Origin of the sequence: Niastella soli (assembly GCF_017742245.1) — a bacterium.
GTDB classification, from domain to species: Bacteria; Bacteroidota; Bacteroidia; order Chitinophagales; family Chitinophagaceae; genus Niastella; species Niastella soli.
Window position 1 is genome coordinate 1,231,239 of sequence record NZ_JAGHKO010000001.1, and the last position, 19,844, is coordinate 1,251,082.

17 protein-coding genes are annotated in these 19,844 nt (G+C 44.6%); 5 read left to right on the forward strand and 12 right to left on the reverse strand.

What is annotated here, in order from left to right; genetic code table 11:
* Positions 1-109: 109 nt before the first annotated feature.
* The 3 genes from J7I42_RS04870 (at position 110) to J7I42_RS04880 (ending at position 5,863) form a co-directional block, all read left to right on the forward strand.
* Positions 110-1,249: an FIST signal transduction protein gene (locus tag J7I42_RS04870; RefSeq protein WP_209137646.1), complete on the forward strand. Its 1,140-nt coding sequence runs from the start codon at positions 110-112 to the stop codon at positions 1,247-1,249.
* A 7-nt stretch (positions 1,250-1,256) separates the two neighbouring features.
* Positions 1,257-4,310: a PAS domain S-box protein gene (locus tag J7I42_RS04875; RefSeq protein WP_209137647.1), complete on the forward strand. Its 3,054-nt coding sequence runs from the start codon at positions 1,257-1,259 to the stop codon at positions 4,308-4,310.
* Between the two features lie 254 nt (positions 4,311-4,564).
* Positions 4,565-5,863: an NAD(P)/FAD-dependent oxidoreductase gene (locus J7I42_RS04880; RefSeq protein WP_209137648.1), complete on the forward strand. Its 1,299-nt coding sequence runs from the start codon at positions 4,565-4,567 to the stop codon at positions 5,861-5,863.
* Positions 5,864-5,982: 119 nt separating this feature from the next.
* On the opposite strand, the gene J7I42_RS04885 is transcribed toward J7I42_RS04880, so the two are convergent.
* The 6 genes from J7I42_RS04885 to J7I42_RS04910 all read right to left on the reverse strand — a co-directional run bounded on the left by J7I42_RS04885 (position 5,983) and on the right by J7I42_RS04910 (position 13,578).
* Positions 5,983-6,456 (reverse strand): RDD family protein, encoded by a 474-nt coding sequence (locus J7I42_RS04885; protein ID WP_209137649.1) that lies wholly within the window; start codon positions 6,454-6,456, stop codon positions 5,983-5,985.
* Between the two features lie 101 nt (positions 6,457-6,557).
* Positions 6,558-8,723, reverse strand: coding sequence for a S46 family peptidase (locus tag J7I42_RS04890; RefSeq protein ID WP_209137650.1), 2,166 nt, complete (start codon positions 8,721-8,723; stop codon positions 6,558-6,560).
* A 108-nt stretch (positions 8,724-8,831) separates the two neighbouring features.
* On the reverse strand, positions 8,832-11,105 hold the full coding sequence (locus J7I42_RS04895; protein ID WP_209137651.1) for a patatin-like phospholipase family protein: 2,274 nt from the start codon (positions 11,103-11,105) through the stop codon (positions 8,832-8,834).
* Positions 11,106-11,205: 100 nt separating this feature from the next.
* The gene (obgE, locus tag J7I42_RS04900; protein WP_209137652.1) at positions 11,206-12,219 is read right to left on the reverse strand and encodes a GTPase ObgE; all 1,014 of its coding nucleotides are present in this window, start codon (positions 12,217-12,219) and stop codon (positions 11,206-11,208) included.
* A 190-nt stretch (positions 12,220-12,409) separates the two neighbouring features.
* Positions 12,410-12,793 (reverse strand): four helix bundle protein, encoded by a 384-nt coding sequence (locus tag J7I42_RS04905; protein WP_236065391.1) that lies wholly within the window; start codon positions 12,791-12,793, stop codon positions 12,410-12,412.
* 188 nt (positions 12,794-12,981) lie between these two features.
* On the reverse strand, positions 12,982-13,578 hold the full coding sequence (locus J7I42_RS04910; protein ID WP_209137654.1) for an acyltransferase: 597 nt from the start codon (positions 13,576-13,578) through the stop codon (positions 12,982-12,984).
* Between the two features lie 167 nt (positions 13,579-13,745).
* On the opposite strand from J7I42_RS04910, the gene J7I42_RS04915 reads away from it, so the two are divergent.
* A complete protein-coding gene (locus tag J7I42_RS04915; protein WP_209137655.1) occupies positions 13,746-14,756 on the forward strand; it encodes an aldo/keto reductase in 1,011 nt (336 codons plus the stop codon).
* A 21-nt stretch (positions 14,757-14,777) separates the two neighbouring features.
* Here the strand turns inward: J7I42_RS04915 and paaI are convergent, their stop codons facing one another.
* The 6 genes from paaI to paaA form a co-directional block, all read right to left on the reverse strand.
* Positions 14,778-15,203: a hydroxyphenylacetyl-CoA thioesterase PaaI gene (paaI, locus tag J7I42_RS04920; RefSeq protein WP_209137656.1), complete on the reverse strand. Its 426-nt coding sequence runs from the start codon at positions 15,201-15,203 to the stop codon at positions 14,778-14,780.
* A gap of 15 nt (positions 15,204-15,218) precedes the next feature.
* Complete coding sequence (locus J7I42_RS04925) at positions 15,219-15,995, reverse strand: enoyl-CoA hydratase-related protein (RefSeq protein WP_209137657.1); 777 nt, start codon at positions 15,993-15,995, stop codon at positions 15,219-15,221.
* Between the two features lie 82 nt (positions 15,996-16,077).
* The gene (gene paaD, locus J7I42_RS04930; RefSeq protein ID WP_317196229.1) at positions 16,078-16,593 is read right to left on the reverse strand and encodes a 1,2-phenylacetyl-CoA epoxidase subunit PaaD; all 516 of its coding nucleotides are present in this window, start codon (positions 16,591-16,593) and stop codon (positions 16,078-16,080) included.
* A 76-nt stretch (positions 16,594-16,669) separates the two neighbouring features.
* On the reverse strand, positions 16,670-17,446 hold the full coding sequence (gene paaC / locus J7I42_RS04935) for a 1,2-phenylacetyl-CoA epoxidase subunit PaaC (RefSeq protein WP_209137658.1): 777 nt from the start codon (positions 17,444-17,446) through the stop codon (positions 16,670-16,672).
* A gap of 6 nt (positions 17,447-17,452) precedes the next feature.
* Positions 17,453-17,848 (reverse strand): 1,2-phenylacetyl-CoA epoxidase subunit PaaB, encoded by a 396-nt coding sequence (gene paaB, locus J7I42_RS04940; protein WP_209137659.1) that lies wholly within the window; start codon positions 17,846-17,848, stop codon positions 17,453-17,455.
* Between the two features lie 21 nt (positions 17,849-17,869).
* Complete coding sequence (paaA, locus tag J7I42_RS04945) at positions 17,870-18,853, reverse strand: 1,2-phenylacetyl-CoA epoxidase subunit PaaA (RefSeq protein ID WP_236065392.1); 984 nt, start codon at positions 18,851-18,853, stop codon at positions 17,870-17,872.
* Between the two features lie 431 nt (positions 18,854-19,284).
* Here paaA and J7I42_RS04950 point away from each other — a divergent pair, with 431 nt between their 5' ends.
* Positions 19,285-19,680 (forward strand): hypothetical protein, encoded by a 396-nt coding sequence (locus J7I42_RS04950; protein ID WP_209137660.1) that lies wholly within the window; start codon positions 19,285-19,287, stop codon positions 19,678-19,680.
* Positions 19,681-19,844: the final 164 nt, after the last annotated feature.

A 19,844-nucleotide genomic window follows, 5' to 3' on the forward strand; every position in this document is an offset into this window, starting at 1 on the left:
GTCGCATGTTTCGTTTTTATTGAACGGGCAATTTCCATTGCCCATGCATATACATATTCATTAACCAAAGAAATCGTATGACCCCGTATTAACCTTAAACGTTTTCCATATGCATACAACCCTATTACAGTACACCGAGAATAAGCTTCAACCACAAAACGAAACCTCTTTGGCCAATCTTGCTAAATCACAGCTTGTACTGGGGTTTGGCGGTAAAGATGTCATTTGTACGCAGCCAGTGTTTGAAGAACTGAAAATTACCTTCCCCAATGCACACATTGTTCTTTGCTCCACAGCGGGTGAGATCATCAACAACCGGGTAAACGACAATTCTGTTTCCATTGCAGCTATTGAACTGGAAAAAACTTCCATTCAACCTGTTATGGTAAACATTCGCGATTTTGAAAACAGTTATGAAGCTGGCAAGGCCCTGATCCGGCTGATCAACTTCACTGATCTTGCTTACATCCTGGTCATTTCTGATGGCAGTAATGTGAATGGCAGCGAACTGGTGCGTGGCATTAACGAACTGGTGGATGACCGCGTGCCGGTTACCGGCGGTTTGGCGGGCGATGGCAACAATTTTAAATCAACCGTTGTAGGACTAAATAAAAAACCATCCTGTGGTAATATTGTGGCCATTCCATTTTATGGTAAACACTTTATAGTTTCTCATGCCTCTATGGGAGGCTGGGAAATTTTTGGCCCCGAACGCACGGTTACCAAATCGGTTGCTAATCAGCTGTTTGAAATAGAAGGCCAAAAGGCGCTAGACCTGTATAAAACATATCTCGGTCCTTATGCGGAAGAATTACCCGGATCGGCCTTGTTGTTCCCGCTGGGCGTTAAAGTACACGAAGAGGATGTACCCATTGTACGCACTATTCTTTCCATTGACCAGGAAACCGGCAGCATGGTATTTGCCGGTGACGTTCCAAATGGGTCAAAAGTACGGTTTATGAAAGCGAATTTCGATAAACTGGTTGATGCGGCCACCAATGCCGCCAGCAAGGCTTTTAAAAAATTACCGAGTGCCCCCCAGCTGGCCTTATTGATCAGTTGTGTTGGCCGTAAGATCATTTTGGGTAAACGCACCGAAGAAGAAGTAGAGGCTGTTGCCGACACATTTGGCAACCAAACCTTGCTCACTGGCTTTTACTCTTATGGTGAGATCTCGCCCTTTAATGACCACGCAAAATGCGAATTACATAACCAAACAATGACCATAACAACCTTTGACGAGATATAACTGTGATATGAGTTTCAATAAACTTCTTGAACGGCAGATCAAAAAATACCTTCCTGAAGATTATTATTTGCAGGAGCACCTGAACCGTTTTATTCAGGCCGTGCACGATTCTTATGAAGAATATGAACGTGACCGGAAACTGTTCAATCATGCATTCGCCATCAGCGAAAAAGAATACATTCAAATAAACGAACAATTAAAAAAAGAGGCCCTGCTCAAACATGCCTCCATTCAGCACTTAAAAGAAACCATTAATAAATTCAAGGGTAGTGATACCCTTGCGTATAGCGAAACCGACGACCTCACAGATATTATCAATTACCTGGAGCATGAATTGCAGGAAAAGAAAAAAGCAGATGCCCTGCTGCAACAATCTGAAAAACGATTGCGTCTTGCGCTTCAAACCATCGATGACAACGTTTGGGAATATCATTTCCCTACCCGTACCATGACCTTTGCCGTTAATGAAAGATCAATCCTTGAGCTCGACGGCACTGTTTATGAAGGAAATGAAAACCTGGTGTGGTGGCAAACCATTGTGGAGGAAGACCGCCCCATAGCTGTGGAAATTTTCCAAAAGTATATGACCGGCGAAATTTCCAAACATTGTGCTGAATACCGGGTGAAATTGAAAGATGGTTCAATAAGATGGGTACTCAACCGCGGCGGCGTGATCAGCAGGTCAAAAAATGGAAGGCCCATTACACTCATCGGTACGCTCACTGATATTCAAAATTATAAAAACATTCAGGCCGAATTGACGGCAACCGCCAACCGGCTGAGCCACCTGCTCATCAATCTGCAAACCGGGGTATTGCTGGAGGATGAGAATGGAACGGTGGTACTGACCAATAAAAAATTCACAGATTTCTTTGCTTATCCCGGCTCTACCGAAACACTGGTTGGCATTCAATGCACCGACCTGTACGAAAGCAGTACGGCCTTATTTAAATATCCAATTGAATTCCTGACCAATACGGCCCAGTATTTAAAAAATCGCCAACCCGTAAATAACGAGGAGTTAAAAATGGCCGATGGCCGCTTGCTGGAAAGAAACTATATCCCACTATTTATCGATGATGTTTACCGTGGCCACCTTTGGACGTACACCGATATTACAGAAAGAAAAAGATCGGAGATAAAACTTAAAAGACAGGAAGAAAAATACAGAAGCATTATCGCCAATATGAACCTGGGCCTTATAGAGGTTGACCTTGACGAAAACATCCGCTATGTAAACCAAAGCTTTTGCCTGCTGTGCGGGTATGAAGAATATGAATTGATCGGCAAGAACGCATCTGACCTTTTTGTAAAGGAGGAGAACAAGGAAATGATCAGGAACAAGAACAGTTCTCGCCTGTTGGGGTTGTCCGATGCCTATGAAATGAACGTTAATACAAAAAACAGTGATGCGAATTGGTGGCTGGTTTCCGGCGCACCATTATATAACGATAAACAACAACTCATCGGTTCTATAGGCATCCACCTTGATATAACCGAGCAAAAAATGCTGCAACGGCAACTGGAAGAAGCCAAAAAGATTGCCGAAAAATCAGTGCATGCCAAAGATCTGTTCCTGGCCAACATGAGCCATGAAATAAGAACGCCCATGAATGCCATCCTGGGCATGAGCAAACAATTACAAAAAACCATTCTCAATCAACAACAGCAGTCATTCCTGGAGATCATTGGCACAGCGGCAGAAAACCTGCTGGTGATCATCAACGATATTCTCGACTTTTCAAAACTGGAAGCAGGCAAGGTTACGCTTGAGGAGATCGGCTTCAATATGCACGACCTGGTAACCAATACCAGCCGGGTACTGAAACTAAAAGCAGAGGAAAAAGGACTGCAATTTAAAGTGTCGGTGGCCCCCGAGGTTGACAAAGTTTTAAAAGGCGACCCGTACCGCATAAACCAGGTTTTAATGAACCTGCTCAGTAATTCAATAAAATTCACCAAGCGGGGTAATGTAACGTTACAATGCCTGCTCAATAATAACCACCTCTATTCGCAGGAACTGGTGATCGTTATCAGCGATACCGGCAAAGGGATGGACGAAGGCTATTTGAAAAACCTTTTTAATAAATTCAGCCAGGAAGATGAAAGTATAGCCCGCAGCTATGGCGGTACCGGGCTCGGCATGAGCATCGTAAAACAGTTGGTTGAATTGATGAATGGCACCATTGAGGTACAGAGTAGAAAAGGCGAAGGCACTATCGTTACCATCCTATTGGAATTTGCCAAAGGGGTCGAAAACGATCTCCCCAAAAAAGATAACAGTCATGTAGAGGCTCATATTCTGGCCGATAAAAAAATATTACTGGTAGAGGATAATGAAATGAACCGGGTGGTTGCAGAAACCATCCTGAACCAATATGGTGCTGCCATTTCTGAAGCGGTAAACGGGATGGAAGCGTTGGAGGCCCTTCGTAATAACCATTTTGATATTGTTCTGATGGATATTCAAATGCCGGTAATGGATGGACTGGAAGCCACCCACCACATCAGACAGGACCTGGCCTCTAATATCCCTATAATTGCGCTTACCGCCAATGCCGTAAAAGGAGAAATGGAAAAGTGCATACAGGCAGGGATGAACGATTATTTAAGCAAGCCTTTTGAAGAAGAAGACCTTGTTCGTCTTATTGCCAAATGGCTCGGGCGTGAAACACATTTTGGCCCGGTCAAAATAACAGCCATCGACGAAACTCCATTATACGATCTGTGTAAATTGAAACAAATCACCCGTGGCGATAAAAAGTTCATCCTTAAAATGCTACAGCTGTTTATCAGCGAAACCACCATCGGGATCAAAAACATGGAAACGGCTTTTGAACAAAAAGACATTAAACAGGTACAGTTCCTGGCCCATCGTATGAAGTCATCACTAAATAACCTAAACATATCTTCAGCTGCCACCCTTGCCGAAAAAATCGAAACGGGTGTTTGGGTAGATCCGGAACTCCCGGCGCTTAAAAAACATATCATTGCTTTAAGGACGATCATGGATAAAGTGATACCCATGATCATGACCGACTATTCAGAACTTCATTGTTAATAAACCCAGCTACATTCGGCAACAACTTGCCTTATTTCCAGACTAACAAATGGTTAAAACTGATGGTACAACAACTATCTTTTTAGGAATTTTATGCTATTTCAATAATAGTAACGAACTTTGTTCCATCTATCTATCTCCATCCCTGCTTACTTAACACTTGCCATAACCTGAAAAGTTAGTACGGCGCTAGATGCCCCATTATACAAACCGGGGGCACAATTGTTCATTAATGTTAATAAGAAGAACGAGTTATGGAACAACCATTAAAAAAAGTCGTTATTGTCGGTGGCGGATTTGCCGGCATTAACCTGATTAAACATCTTTGCAAAGACAGCCGCTTTCTCATTACCCTGGTAGACAAGAATAATTACCATTTTTTTCCTCCGCTGTTATACCAGGTAGCAACCGCTTTTATAGAACCCTCCAATATCAGTTATCCATTTCGCAGATTATTTCAGGAGAAGACCAACCTGCGGTTTCATATGGGTTCCCTGCAAAAGGTAAACCCTGAGCAGAATAATATTGAAACAGACACCGGTGTGGTAGAATATGACTACCTGGTATTGTCTATGGGTACTGAAAGTAATTATTTTGGCATGGAGCGCGTGAAAGCCAATTCGCTGCCGATGAAAAGCATCGATGACGCTCTAAACCTGCGCAATCATTTACTGTTGAACATGGAAGAAGCAGTACATGCCGAAGACCCGAAAGAAAAAGAAAAACACCTGAATATCGTGATCTGTGGCGGCGGGCCTACCGGTGTTGAACTGGCCGGTATGCTGGCTGAACTGGGACGTAACATAGCCGCAAAAGAATACCCTGAAATAAAAGACTTGCGCTCGCACCTTTACCTCATAGATGCAGGAAAGGCATTGCTGGGGCCCATGAGCCAAAAATCCCAGCAGGAGGCTACCAGGGTACTAAAAAAACTTGGCGTGCATGTGATCAACAATACTGCCGTAAAAGATTATAACAATGATACGGTTTACCTTTCTGACGGCAGAACCATTCCCACCAAGGTGCTGATCTGGGCCTCAGGGGTAACAGGTCGAGAAGTACCGGGACTGCCAGCGTCCGTTGTTGGCCGGGGAAGAAGAATTATGGTTGATGCCAATAATAAAGTGCAAGGCACACAAAACATATTTGCCCTGGGTGATCTTTGTTTGCAAACAACCGATAAAAACTATCCCGGGGGGCACCCTCAATTAGCCCAAGTGGCCATTCAACAGGGTATTCTGCTGGCAAAAAATTTATCCAGAGTTACAGACAACAAACCCATGGAGCCCTTTGCATATAACGACAAGGGCAGCATGGCCATTATTTCAAAGTACAAGGCCGTAGGTGACCTTCCTAAATTCTTCTTTAAAGGCTTTGGCGCCTGGCTGGTTTGGCTGTTCATTCACATTATTCCATTAATTGGTTTCCGTAACAAAGTAAAACTGGCTTTTAGCTGGTTCTGGTCGTTTGTAACCAATGACCCCACTTTGCGCCTTATTATACGCCCCAGAAAAGAAGATGTGCAGAAGGAATATGAGAAGTTTACAAGTTGATAAGTTACCTACCTGATAAGTAAAACGGGCTTCACGCAAATGCGTGAAGCCCGTTTTTTATAGTCGGAACTAATTTTTTGAACTTTAACCTTATCTCTGTCTTTTAAACCTTGTGTCCCTTACCAGGTTTTTTTGACCACCGCCGTTTTTGTAATGCTATCATGCCAGGGCAGGTAACCAAACGTACTGAACGGTTCCAAGGGAATAAAGCGGCATAAGGTACGCAAAAATGCATGTTTAAAGGTAAACGGACTCCCATCCTGCGTAATAGCAGTGGTACCCGTTAACATCTTACCAATTGTTCTACCATTTGTAGTCGCTTCAAAAACAGTATAATAAAGTAGTAAAGTGCCCAATGAGACCAGGAGTGAGAATTGAAGTCCCGCCAGGTCTTCGCGGAAGAATAATGAATTTTTATATGCTTCTGTTTTGCTGCTAAAAGCTATAATACTTTTAACGCCATTGATGGCAACACCTATAACCACCTGGTCTACAATGTGGTTCACAAGGCGCAAACCCCGGGGAGCCGGGTCCATGTAATTCGCCTCTTCATTTACATCCTGTAATAAATCAACCTGATCTTGTTGCTCCATCGATATTGGAATTTTTTGCAAAAATAGTACAGCATTTTTAAAAAGAAAAAAGAGTGCCCCCGCTTACAGCGGGACCACTCTTTTAATTGTATGTTAATTGATTACTGTTTAACCAGTTTCAACTCATTTATCAGGTTGGTAGCACCTCCCAGTTTGTCGATGCACCATAAGACATAGCGAACATCTACACAAATAGTACGGTTATAAACCGGATCGAATGAGATCTTGTGGCTCAATGCTTCATAATTGCCATCAAATGCCAGTCCAATCAGGTTCCCCATCCCATCGATCACCGGTGAGCCGGAATTTCCGCCGGTAATGTCGTTGGTAGTAATAAAGCCCACTACCAGGTCATTTCGCTGTTTGTCGATGTATTGTCCATAATCCCTTTTCTTAGCCAGCTCCAGTAACTTTTCCGGCAGATCGAACTCATAATCCCCGGGTTTGTATTTTTCCAGAATACCTTTCATGGTAGTTACGTAATCATACTTAACGGCATCACGGGGAGCATAGCTTTTTACATTCCCAAAGCTTACCCGCATAGTGAAAGTAGCGTCGGGATACATTTTTTTGGCTTTTACCGTATCCATTAACATCACTCCTTTCAGATAAAGGCGTCCAAAATCGTTGTTCTTTGTTGTGAACTGTTGGTAATATTGATAATACTTTCCCTGCCAGTTCTTTAAAAAAGCACTTGAAACGGCATATGCAGGATCAGCCTGTAAAACCGTAGCATCGGGATTACTCACGAAAGCATCCCATTTGGCATTGTCCAGTATCATGGTGTTTGCGAAGATACTGGCCGCATATTTTTTGTATGTGGCTTCGTCGTTCAGGTCGCCAAAGTTTGATTTTAAATTATCATAGAAGCCGATGGGGTGCTGCGCCTTATCAATATCCTTGTAATACATCATTAATACAGTCGCCACAATATTCTGGTCAGATGGTTTATTCTCCCCCTTCAACAATTCAGCTCTTGCTTCTTTTGCTGCTTCCACTGCTTTTTTAATATCGGCTGAACCGCCTTTTTTCGCAATGGCGTTTTCCACCTGTTGTAAAGAGGCGGCAAAAGCTAACAAGGGAGATCCAAATATGCCTTCATTGATATACACCCGGTGTTTTGAATAAGGACGCCATTGGTCGTATGCAGTGCCCCAGTCTTTGAAAATGTTCTCAAACTCTGGTTTACCATTGGCCCATGTTTGGAATTTTGATTCGGCGGCTTTCTTTTGATCATACACATCGTATTTGACCAGTTGTTTGCTTTCCCCATCAAAGAACTTCCAGTAGTTGGCTATAGAAGCATAATCACTGGCCAGCTGCAGTTTAACTGCCGCATCGTTCTTCATTTGATCAAACATAAATTTCAACCTCATATCGCGCAGCTTCACCGTTGTTGGATTGTCGATATCAATTTTTTGTTTGATACCGTATGATGTTTCGTAACGGTTGGTGCTGCCCGGATAACCATAGATCATGGCATAATCACCATCTTTAATGCCTTTGATAGATACAGGCAGAAAGTGTTTGGGTTTCAATGGCACATTCTCGGGTGAGTAGTCAGCAGGTTTTCCATCTTTGCTCATGTATACGCGGAAGATAGAAAAGTCGCCGGTATGACGGGGCCACTCCCAGTTGTCGGTATCGCCACCATATTTACCAATGCTTTCAGGTGGAACACCAGCCAGGCGAATATCTGAATAACGCTTGTATACAAACATCAGGTACTGGTTGCCTTTGAACATTGGGCTTACCCGTGCAATGGTTTGGGTTGCTTCATCACTGTTACGTTTGTTGATGGCGGCCATAACGTCTGATACTTTTCTCACCCGGTCCAGGCCACTCAATCCTTTTGCTGAATCAACTATTTCGGCAGTAACATCTTTAATTTCTGTCAGGAACTCAGCATATAAGCCGGGAGATGGGATTTCTTCCTGTTTGCTTTTTGACCAGAAACCGTTTTTGAGGTAGTTGTGTTCTACCGTACTGGCATTGGCTGTGGCATCATAACCGCAGTGGTGGTTGGTAAAAATAAGGCCTTCATTACTTACAATTTCACCGGTGCAAAATCCACCGAAAATGATGATCGCGTCTTTAAGCGAGGCCTTGTTTACGCTGTACAACTGTTCTTTGGTAAGCTTTAAACCGCGCTTCACCATGTCGTTATACACTTGTTGTCCAAGCAATAGTGGCAGCCACATGCCTTCATCGGCAAAGGTGCGCACCATAGTAACGGCTAACACAACCGTTAAAAGAATTTTCTTCATATAATTGATAGCTTTTGTGGTGGCAAACCTATTGAAAAATTTCATTAAATGGCCAGCCAGCAATGGATTTGCCCGCCCGAACGACGGTTCGGCGGCACCGCCAAACCTTTATTGCTTTAGCTCCTGTAATATCTTCACCATATACGCCCGCACATCGCTGGAATATAGCCGCTGGTCCATACTATCCAATGTTCGGCCCGAAATGACCCAGTTCATCGAATATTTCAATGGCTCCTGAGGCCGGTAAAGGTTTATAGGTTTGTAATGCAGGTTATTACCATACATACCCGACAGGTAATTCTTCAGGCGGCTATCGTTGATACTTGTTTGCACACCATAGGCACCCATCAATGTTTTAAGGGGGGCCGCCAGGTCATTCACAAATGGGTTTATCTTTTTTAATAATACATCTCCCTCCGGACCGTTACTGATGTGCATTACATAGAAAGAGATCTTCTGGCAATTGCTTCTCAACACCGTATCGTTATTCGAGCGGCAGATGGAATCACGCAGGGAATTCAATTTAATGATCATTTCATGCACTACCCCCGCGCCGGAATTGTCCACATAGCCGCCATCCACAAAATAGAATGGAAATTCTGTTGGTCCTTTTTTCAGGAACTTTAAACCCTGTACACGGCCGGCCGGACTAACATACGGAAAGCTTGCGCCTAATACTACTGCCGTACTCAACTTCATGTCATTGCTATCGGTAAGCCTCGCCAGTACATCGACCCGATTATTAAATGTGAGCGGATCAATTGCAATGGTACTGATCACTGATGGGGCTCCATCCTGCATACGAGTAGTGTTTACACAAAGAATGGGCAGTTTTGTGTTCACCCGGTTCTTATAAATCGCCAGCTCCGAAAAAGGCACTTGCAGTTGGTTCTTTAACAACACACTGTCTTTTGGCGCCTGCTCCAGGGCATCGGTCAATGCTTTTGCCCTGTCGCCATTGGTATTGAAGGGGATCATTGGCACAAAGAAATCATGCCCCAGCATACGGCTGAGAGTATACGTAAGAAAGTCACTGCGCAGGTATTCCTTACCCGCATTGTAAAAAAGCTGATTATTGGGTAGGTTTTTATCAGGACGATCGGCAGCATCTTTTAATAGCGTATAAAAAGCCGCATTTCCTACACTGCCACCCGAAGCACCTGACAGACAAAACAGGTGTCTTGAAAAATCATGTTGCGAGGTATCCTCTAACTTTCCCAATACAGAAGCCACCCAGTAACCCGAGCGGGAGGCACCGCCATCAGACAACACAAAGTAGACCGGGAACTCTTTCGATTTTCTGATCAGCGTATCGCGGTCTTTTACCCATTGAATAAAATAATCCCTTACGCTGGCTTTATCGGCAAAGGTTTCTTTGATGGTGCTTTTCCTTTTAGCCAGGGCTGCATAGTGGCGTTCCGTCCACTGGCCAAAAATGAAAATAAGGATCAGGAAAATAACATGGATGTTTATGCCAATACGAATGGAGAAGAACGACAATATAAATCCAAAGCCCATAAATACAGAGAAGGCCAGCAATACAAAAGGAAAGGAACCCATTCCTACAGCAAATGCCACATTGAGGGTACAGGCCAGGTAAACGGCCATCGCTACCAGGCTGATCATTAAAAAGACCATATGAAAACGAACTTCTTCGGTTGGTATGCCCAGGAAACTGGCCAGCCGGTAACTCTTGCCGGTCATTGATGCCGCCTTCAGACCTGTCCTTTTTTCTTTTTCCAATATTTCCCGCCGGGTAACTACCAATACCATAAAGCAGGCTTGTAACACCAACAGCATGATCACTACCAGCCAGCTATAACGGCTGATGTTCATTGTAATTAAGGCAGACCCGGTAATTAGGACCACCATCGTTCCATAAAACAATTTATTGAACCGGAGGCGCTTGAAATTCCGTTCAAACACTTTGTTCATCCAAAAGTAATAGGGGATCGAAGCCAGTAAAAGTCCGTAGTACAATTTGGTATCCTCTTCAATGCCGCTGCCAAACAAAGGTGTTTGAATAAAGGCCAGCATAATAATGGTGAACAGAGTAAATCCTATAAAGCGGGGCATGTGTTTATAGTACCCTTCCTGCAAATAATCCGGTGCCGTATGCACACTTTGCTTTTTGGCATTGGCAACGGTGCGGGCGGCATACCAGCTCACCAGCACCAAAAAACTTAATAACGATTGAAATAACAGGAAAAAGCCCCGGTGTTCAGTAGCCAGCACCATCAGGTCTTTACCTTGTGCAAGGTTCCAGAAGCACACCAGGGTTAATACAAGAAATAGAATGCCGGGGAAGAAAACCCATAGTGCACGTAAGAGATTGCGCACCAGGGTAGCCAGGCGTTTTAAGATACCGGTTATAACCGCCATAGTAAACAGTATTTAGGGAATCCTAAGTTAACTATATCGGCGGCATTTCCAATACCCTGTTAGTGTAACCGGCTTATTGTTTTGTCACAATAGGTGCCTACTAACTGTTCTGTGCCTCCGGGTCTTCATTCAATGCTTTCCACAGTATATCCTTCAGGTCGTTCAACCCTTGCTGGGTAAAGGCAGAAATAAATATATGGGGGACGTTTGTTGGCAACTCCTTTTCAATAGCGGCTTTCAATTCATCATCGAGCATTTCGCTCTTACTGATCGCAATGAGGAATTGCTTATGCAGCAGTTCTGGATTGTACTCTTCCAGCTCATTTAGCAGGATGTTGAATTCCTTTTTATGGTCATTGCTATCGGCAGGGATAACAAATAACAATACTGAGTTGCGTTCAATGTGACGGAGGAACCGGTGACCCAGCCCTCTGCCTTCAGCAGCTCCTTCAATAATTCCGGGCAGATCGGCTACACAAAAGCTTTTGCCATCGCGATAGGCCACAATGCCTAAATTGGGATTTATGGTCGTAAATGCGTAGTCCGCAATTTTGGGTTTGGCGGCAGTGATCACCGATAGCAGGGTCGATTTACCGGCATTGGGGAAACCCACCAATCCTACATCGGCCAGCACTTTCAATTCCACCACTTTCCAGCCTTCCTCACCCGGTTCACCAGGTTGTGCATATTCAGGCGCCTGGTTAGTAGGGGTCGCAAACTGCGCATTACCCAGACCGCCGCGGCCGCCTTTTACCCAAACAATTTCCTGACCATGTTCCAGGATCTCGGCTTCCTGTACCTCAGTCTCTTCATCGCGGGTAACAGTGCCCAGGGGCACCTCAATGATAATGTCTTTACCATCGCGACCGGTCATATTGTTCTTATTACCACCCTGACCGTCTTCGGCCAGTACGTTCTTATAATAACGAAGGTGCAGTAAGGTCCACAGGTTCTTATTCCCGCGCAGGATAATATGTCCGCCACGGCCGCCATCACCACCATCAGGACCGGCCTGTGGGTTGAATTTGGTACGCATAAAATGCTTGCTGCCTGCTCCACCATGACCGCTACGGCAGAAGATCCGTATTTGGTCGACAAAGTTTGATTTTTCCACTTCCTTTTAGATAATTGACCGGCAAAGATAAGGTTTGGGGGGCAGAGTTGATGGGTTAACAGGTTGACAGGTTGATACGTTAATTGGGTAACTAATTGTTAATTAGCCCCTTATTGATATTAAGTTACTTTGGGCATAAATGGGGTAGAGTTGATCAGTTGACCTGTAAAAGGCAGTAATAACCTCAAACTTAACCCTCTATGGGGAGGCTTTTCAGGTATTTGATATACCCATTTAAAATTCTTTCCAGCTCATCTAATTTGCTCCGATAGCATCGAAGTTGTTCAGCATTTATATAGGAACAATCAGCTGCGTCAATAAGGTGGTTTAACGTTTCACTCAAAGATCCCCTGGCTTGCATACAATATTTTATTTTGTCCTTATTGCTACGTTTTCCATAGCCCTCTGCAATCTGGATATTTATTGACCTGGAACTTCTTATCACCTGATCGATAAGTCGAAATTTCTCTTCTTGCGGAAAACTTTTAACCAGCTGGAAGATCTCGTTTTTTAGTTCTCGGCTCTTTTGCCACACTTTCAATGCCTCAAAATTTTGATACCCTGTCTCTAGCATACACTTCACTTACACAAAAGGTATAACTATTATCAATAATTTATAATCTTTCCCATATAACTTATCGCTTGTCAATTTTCTACTCTAAATCACTTAGTCCTTTCTGTTATCTTATAAACTGGTCAACAGGTTAACTCATGCCAACTGATCCCCCCGTATTCAACCTGCCTGATCAACTGGTCAACTGATCAACTTTTCTTCACCTCATCCCATGTCTTATAAAGTGACCCCTGCTCCGGTCTATCAACAGGTATCTCAGTCAACGCTTCGCAAGGGGCCCATTCACTGGCCATTTCCCCAGGCAACAATTGATACAACCGCGTCCCCGCTGACTTCCACCCAATCATTTCGTCGGAAACGGGCTTTATGATCTTTGCGGGATTGCCAACCAGTAAACTGCGGGCCGGGATCTTTTCATCGGCCCTGATAAAACTAAGCGCGCCAACAATGCATTCATCGCCCAGGTCTACATTGTCCATGATCACACAGTTCATACCAACCAGGCAATTGCGACCAATAGTAGCGCCATGGATCACGGCTCCATGACCAATGTGCGCCCCCTCTTTCAACAACACCGTAACACCGGGAAACATATGTATGGTACAGTTTTCCTGCACATTGCAGCCATCCTCTATCACAACGCCCCCCCAATCGCCCCGGATAGCAGCACCAGGACCCACATACACATTTTTTCCAATGATCACATTGCCTGTTACCGCTGCCTGCGGATGAATAAATGAAGAGGGATGAACAACGGGAATAAACCCTTTGAATGAATAGATCATATTCGCCTGCTTTTTTCAAAGATAGTTTTGTTACCAGTAATTGAAGCGCGCGTTAAGGACCCATTAAGTATTATTTTACCATGGTTTGAATTTTGCAAGTTTTGGTTTGAATACGACAAATGAGACAGCATTTGTTTAAAGTAATTTTGTTTCCTAAACACAATTTTATGAAATACAGGAATCTTGGCAACACCGGTGTTCAGCTATCGGCTATCGGGCTGGGGTGTATGGGAATGAGCTTCGCATACGGTCCACGCAACGATGAGGAGTCGATCGCTACGTTGAACAGGGCGTTGGAGCTTGGCATTAATTTCTGGGATACGGCTGATATGTATGGCGCTGGTCATAATGAAGAGCTGATCTCAAAAGTACTGGTCCCTAACAGGAGCAAGGTTTTTATTGCAACCAAATTCGGGTTCCGGCAAAAACAGGAGGGCTCAACCAGTGCCAGCGGTGTACCCGCTACCTATTTCGATGGTTCACCTGCTTATCTGAAAACAGCCGTTGAAAAAAGCCTGCAACGGTTGAAGATCGAGACCATCGATCTGTACTATGCGCACCGCATTGATCCTGGCGTTCCTGTTGAAGAAATGGTGGGGGCCATGGCAGAACTTGTTAAGGAAGGTAAAGTTAAGTACCTGGGTCTATCGGAGGCTTCCGCCAACACTCTGCGTAAAGCGCATGCCGTACATCCCATCACCGCTTTACAAAGTGAATATTCCCTGCTTACCCGCGATGTGGAAGGCGAGATCCTTTCTACCTGCCGGGAGTTGGGCATTACGCTTGTACCTTATAGTCCGTTGGCAAGAGGGTTGGTGACCGCCACTGTACAGGATAAAGAAAGTTTACCCAGTGATGATTTTCGCAGAACGCTGCCCCGGTTTGAAGGCGAGTACTGGCAGAACAACCAGCAATTAATAGCCGAATTTGCCGAGCTGGCCGGTCAAAAAGGTTGTACGCCTGCGCAACTGGCGTTGGCCTGGGTACTGGCGCAGGGAAAAGACGTGATCCCTATTCCCGGAACGAAAAAAAGAAAGTACCTGGAAGAGAATGCTGCCGCAGTGGAGATTACTTTAAGTAAAGGGGAATTGCAGAATATTGAAGCGGTAATTAACAGGCATCCTAATGTAGGACAGCGTTATGGCGATGGCGCATTAAAGCTGATCGATCATCAATAAAAATTCTAACCGAATGGGACCTCAAACGTTCCATTCGGTTTCTTTTCTGAATACCGTGCCTTTAAACAAGGCTACCAGTTCTCCATTCTCTTTCTCCACCCGTACATCGTAAATAGCAATTTTATTACTGCGGCTTTTTTCTTCTGCGGTAGCAGTAATTATATCACCTGCTTTCAGCGGTTTTATATGTGAGATGGAGGTTTCAATTGAAACCGCCTGTCGGCCATGACTGTTCGAAGCAAAGGCCAGTGCACTATCGGCAAAAGAATAACTGATACCGCCATGAGCGATCTCAAACCCATTGCACATTTCCCGGCGCACCATCATTTGTAGCTTACAGAACCCATCTCTTTCCTCCAGTCTTTCAATACCCAGCCACTGGCTGAAATAATCCTTGTTCATCATGGCATCGATGATGGCAGTCGGTGTTGGTTTGCTGTTTGACATACGCTTTGTTTGAAATTATTCTCCTTTGAACTGCGGGGCGCGTTTTTCCAGAAAGGACTGTATCCCTTCTTTAAAGTCATGGGTATTGGCAGCTTTTTGCTGAAATTCATCTTCCAGCAACAGTTGCTGTTCCAGGCTGTTGGTCATGGAATAGGTAAGGGCCTGTTTGGTATAAGCCAATCCTTTTGTAGGCATTTGTGATAAGGTGAGCGCTATTTTTTTGCTTTCGTTCACAAAGTCTTCATCAGGAAACACTTTATAGATCATGCCCCATTGTTCGGCCTGGGTGGCAGGTATTTTATCGCCCAGCATCATGATGGCGCTTGCTTTTTGCCAGCCTATCAATCGGGGCAGCATAAACGTACCGCCGCTATCGGGAATCAACCCCAGTTTTGAAAACGCCTGAATGAATGAGGCCGATTGTGCGGCCACCACTATATCACAAGCCAGGGCAATGTTGGCGCCGGCGCCGGCCGCTACGCCATTAACGGCCGCAACAACGGGTTTGGGCAAATTGCGAATGCGGGTAACTATGGGATTGTAATGCTCGCTCAGGATGCGTTGCATGCCGGGCCCTTGCGGGTCAACCACTTCGGCGAGGTCCTGACCGGCACAAAAACCTTTTCCTGCACCGGTAATGTATACACAGCGAATGGTATGCAGGGAAGCACATTCATCCAGCTTTTGCTGTAGTAACAAAGCCATTTCGCGGTTAAAAGAATTCAATTTGTCGGGGCGGTTCAGGGTAATGGTGGCAATACCACCTTCAATGGTAAAAAGAACAGGCTGCATAGTTCAGTTATTTAAGCAGAGCAATTTTTTGATCAGCCCCTTCGGCTTACCGCCAAAGGCGGATAGGCACTCAGGGTGTTTATTAATGGCATTTAAAATAGTCGAACGGTTCCTGGCAATCGTTACATTGATACAACGATTTGCAGGCAGTAGAACCAAACTCACTTATACGGCGGGTATTGTAAGAATTACAATGCGGACATTGCACGGCCTCGTCTTCTGCAAATAAATGGGTATTGCAAACCTGTTGTTTGGGGTTTGGTGGGGCAATACCATATGCTTTCAATTTATGTTTACCAGCCTCCGTCATCCAATCAGTTGTCCAGGCTGGTGATAACACAGTAGTGATCTGCACATTTTTATACCCATGCAGCAACAGCACCATATGGATGTTCATACGTATTACATCCATGGCCGGGCACCCCGAATAGGTAGGGGTGATCACCACTTCCACGTCATCTTCTTCACTGACCGATGCTACTTTTACTTCTCTTACTACTCCCAGGTCAATGACCGATAACACAGGCACTTCCGGGTCACATACTTCCTCGAGTATGGACCATATTTTTTGGACCGATATGTTTGTTACTGTATTCACTCCTTCAATTTCACGTTATAAGTCTTTACTTCTGCATTGCCGCCGTAGGGGGCCGTCTGCCGTCTGCCGTTTCCAACTACCATTCCGCACCGGGATAAGCCCGTTGCATATATTGCAATTCTGCCAGTATAAACCCAAGTTGTTCTGAATGCACGCCTTCTTTGCCACCTGTTTGCATCCAAACACCTGCGCGACTGGCAGCATCGGGAAGCGTAGCTTCTGCAAAGATCTCATTTACTTTTTGTTCCCAGGCGGCCTTCAAAGCGGTAAGCTCAACGCCAAAACCGGCTTTTAGCGCGTCCAGCTCATACCCCGCCGGAGTAAAGAGTTCGCCGGTGAACATCCATAATTCATCCAGGGCGTTTTCCAGTCGGTCGTGGCTTTCAGCAGTACCATCACCCAGGCGGATCACCCATTCACTGCTCCAGCGAACATGGTAGGTCACCTCTTTCAGGGATTTTTCTGCAATGGCAGCCAGGGTAGCATCGGTTGATTGTTGCAACTGCTGGTATAAGCCGTATTGATAGGTACTAAAAAAGAACTGGCGTAAAATGGTTTGCGCCCAATCGCCATTGGGCTGTTCAACCAGTAAGCAATTTTTGAATTCGCGAACATCGCGTAGGTAAGCCAAACTATCTTCAGTAGCTTCCCTGCCTTCTTTTTTATTGAACACTTCAGCGGCGTATTGATACAGGCTTCTTGCCTGGCCGATCAGGTCTAGTGAAATATTGGTGATGGCAATATCCTGCTCCAGCACCGGACCATGCCCGCACCACTCACTGTTACGTTGTGCCAGAATAAGGGCATTGTCGGCTAAATGCAGGGTATAGTTATATAATGTATCCTTTGTCATTGCTAATTACATGTGCGTTAATTCATCGGGCAAATCGTAAAACGTTGGGTGCCGGTATACTTTATCGTTTGCCGGCTCATACAGGGAAGCCGCTTCATCGGGGTTGGAAGCATGAATGTATTTGCTTTCCACTACCCAAATGCTTATACCTTCCATGCGGCGCGTATATACGTCGCGGGCATTCTCAATGGCCATTTGCGCATCGGCAGCATGTAAACTGCCTACATGTTTATGATCGATGCCCTGTTTACTGCGGATGAATACTTCCCATAAAGGCCAGTCTGCACCAGCCCCTTCGCGACCTTCCCCGGTGGAGGGGAATGTTTTTTTAATGCTGATTGAACCACCGCCTTTGTCCTCGGGAATATCGCCGTAATAATATTTTGTAAGCCGAATTTCCATTACAATCTTTTTTAAAGTTTCTTAGGCTATTTGTTTTTCTTCTTTCTTTTCTTCGCGGGCTTTTCTTTTTGCCGCGTATACACTGGCTGCTTCGCGCACCCAGGCGCCTTCGTCCCAGGCTTTGCGCCGAGCATCGAGCCGCTGTTTATTGCACGGGCCATTGCCTTTTACCACATTCCAGAATTCCGCCCAGTTTATTTCACCAAAATCGTAATGACTGGTTTGTTCATTCCATTTCAGATTGGGATCAGGGAGGGTCATGTTCAACACTTTTACCTGTTCGGCAATCATGTCAACAAACTTCTGACGCAGTTCATCATTGCTCATGCGCTTTATTTTCCATTTGGTGCTTTGCTCACTGTTTGTTGATTCGCTGTCGTGCGGACCAAACATCATCAGCGAAGGCCACCACCACCGGTTGATGGCGTCCTGGCACATGTCACGTTGTTCTGGGGTGCCTTTTGACAATGCCATCAGGATATCAAAACCCTGCCGTTGGTGAAAACTTTCTTCTTTACAAATGCGTACCATAGCGCGAGCGTAGGGCCCGTAAGATGTGCGGCACAACATTACCTGGTTTAAGATCGCAGCGCCATCTACCAGCCAGCCAATAGCGCCAATGTCGGCCCAGGTAAGGGTTGGATAATTGAAAATGGAAGAATATTTGGCTTTACCGCTATGCAGGTCAACTATGGTTTGCTCGCGGGTGGTGCCCAGCGTTTCAGTAGCTGAATACAGATACAGGCCATGACCGGCTTCATCCTGCACTTTGGCCAGCAAAATGGCTTTCCGTTTCAAACTGGGGGCCCGGCTGATCCAATTGCCTTCAGGCAGCATGCCCACAATTTCACTATGCGCGTGTTGCGAGATCTGACGCACCAGCGTTTTTCTATAAGCATCTGGCATCCAATCTTTAGGTTCAATTTTTATCTCCTGTTCAATTTTATCCAGAAAGATCTTTTCTAATTCCTGCACCGACATGGCAATACGTTTTAGTGGGTCCAAAGATAGTTATTATTGTCATTAATGCTAACAATCGTTAGCAATAAATGAGGTAATAAAAGGGCTTTTTAAGGCGCGAAAAAGCCCACAAACTGTCTTTTAGTGTTAAAATGCGTTAAAGAATTAATAACGAATGCCCTTTTGAAGGGCCTTAAAACGGGTTGGGCATCATGGTGCTATAACAGCAAAACCCGCGCCTGTAGCGGGTTTTAACATTTCATACGGTGCTTTAGCATCCTATAAATACGGTAGAGTTGATTTTTACAACGCCCGATCGCGTCATAAGTTTGTATCACGAAACGCAACAAACACCAAGGGGTGTAACAAAGAAAGAAAAGTTGCCTTCTCTTCGAAAAGACGTACGATTAGCCTGCCAGCCAATTTGCTTCCATAGCAAACATTAAAAAGAAATAGAAATATATAAAATAAGAATCATGAAGAATTACAGTATTATCGCAATCGTATTAGTAGCTTTTACCTTAGCATTTTCTAACACTACCCTGGCTAACAACGAAGGTCCAAATAAACACGTAACTGAATTAAAGTTCATCGGCAATAAAGAAAATCAACCTGTATTTGAATTGAACCTGACCTCTGCAATTGAGGATGAGTTCACAGTTACCTTCCGTGATGAGTATGGTAACATTCTGTACACTGAGAAATTCAAAGGCGCTACTTTAACTAAAAAATTCATGTTGAAGTCTGAAGATTTTGGTGATTCTGCCCTGCATGTGGTGGTAAAATCTAAGATCAACAATTCTACTGAAGTTTACTCAATCAACAGAAGTCATAGCTATGTTGAAGAAACTGTGGTAAACAAAGTAAAATAAGCAGCCAGACATTCAACAATTAAATAGCTTTTTCAAGAGAGCGTCCCGATAAACCGGGACGCTTTTTTTTATATTAGTTTGAACAACCATAAGGCCGCCAACATCGGTGATGACAATACATTGGCCTACCAGGTAGGAGTAGGTGATCAGGTCCCTGTAGCTGA

What these genes read in the sequence shown, in the direction of transcription:
- J7I42_RS04870 (WP_209137646.1), top strand. Translation starts at nt 110, where the DNA reads ATGCATACAACCCTATTACAGTACACCGAGAATAAGCTTCAACCACAA.
- J7I42_RS04875 (WP_209137647.1), top strand. Translation starts at nt 1,257, where the DNA reads ATGAGTTTCAATAAACTTCTTGAACGGCAGATCAAAAAATACCTTCCT.
- J7I42_RS04880 (WP_209137648.1), top strand. Translation starts at nt 4,565, where the DNA reads ATGGAACAACCATTAAAAAAAGTCGTTATTGTCGGTGGCGGATTTGCC.
- J7I42_RS04885 (WP_209137649.1), bottom strand. Translation starts at nt 6,456, where the DNA reads ATGGAGCAACAAGATCAGGTTGATTTATTACAGGATGTAAATGAAGAG.
- J7I42_RS04890 (WP_209137650.1), bottom strand. Translation starts at nt 8,723, where the DNA reads ATGAAGAAAATTCTTTTAACGGTTGTGTTAGCCGTTACTATGGTGCGC.
- J7I42_RS04895 (WP_209137651.1), bottom strand. Translation starts at nt 11,105, where the DNA reads ATGGCGGTTATAACCGGTATCTTAAAACGCCTGGCTACCCTGGTGCGC.
- J7I42_RS04905 (WP_236065391.1), bottom strand. Translation starts at nt 12,793, where the DNA reads ATGCTAGAGACAGGGTATCAAAATTTTGAGGCATTGAAAGTGTGGCAA.
- J7I42_RS04910 (WP_209137654.1), bottom strand. Translation starts at nt 13,578, where the DNA reads ATGATCTATTCATTCAAAGGGTTTATTCCCGTTGTTCATCCCTCTTCA.
- J7I42_RS04915 (WP_209137655.1), top strand. Translation starts at nt 13,746, where the DNA reads ATGAAATACAGGAATCTTGGCAACACCGGTGTTCAGCTATCGGCTATC.
- paaI (WP_209137656.1), bottom strand. Translation starts at nt 15,203, where the DNA reads ATGTCAAACAGCAAACCAACACCGACTGCCATCATCGATGCCATGATG.
- J7I42_RS04925 (WP_209137657.1), bottom strand. Translation starts at nt 15,995, where the DNA reads ATGCAGCCTGTTCTTTTTACCATTGAAGGTGGTATTGCCACCATTACC.
- paaC (WP_209137658.1), bottom strand. Translation starts at nt 17,446, where the DNA reads ATGACAAAGGATACATTATATAACTATACCCTGCATTTAGCCGACAAT.
- paaB (WP_209137659.1), bottom strand. Translation starts at nt 17,848, where the DNA reads ATGGAAATTCGGCTTACAAAATATTATTACGGCGATATTCCCGAGGAC.
- J7I42_RS04950 (WP_209137660.1), top strand. Translation starts at nt 19,285, where the DNA reads ATGAAGAATTACAGTATTATCGCAATCGTATTAGTAGCTTTTACCTTA.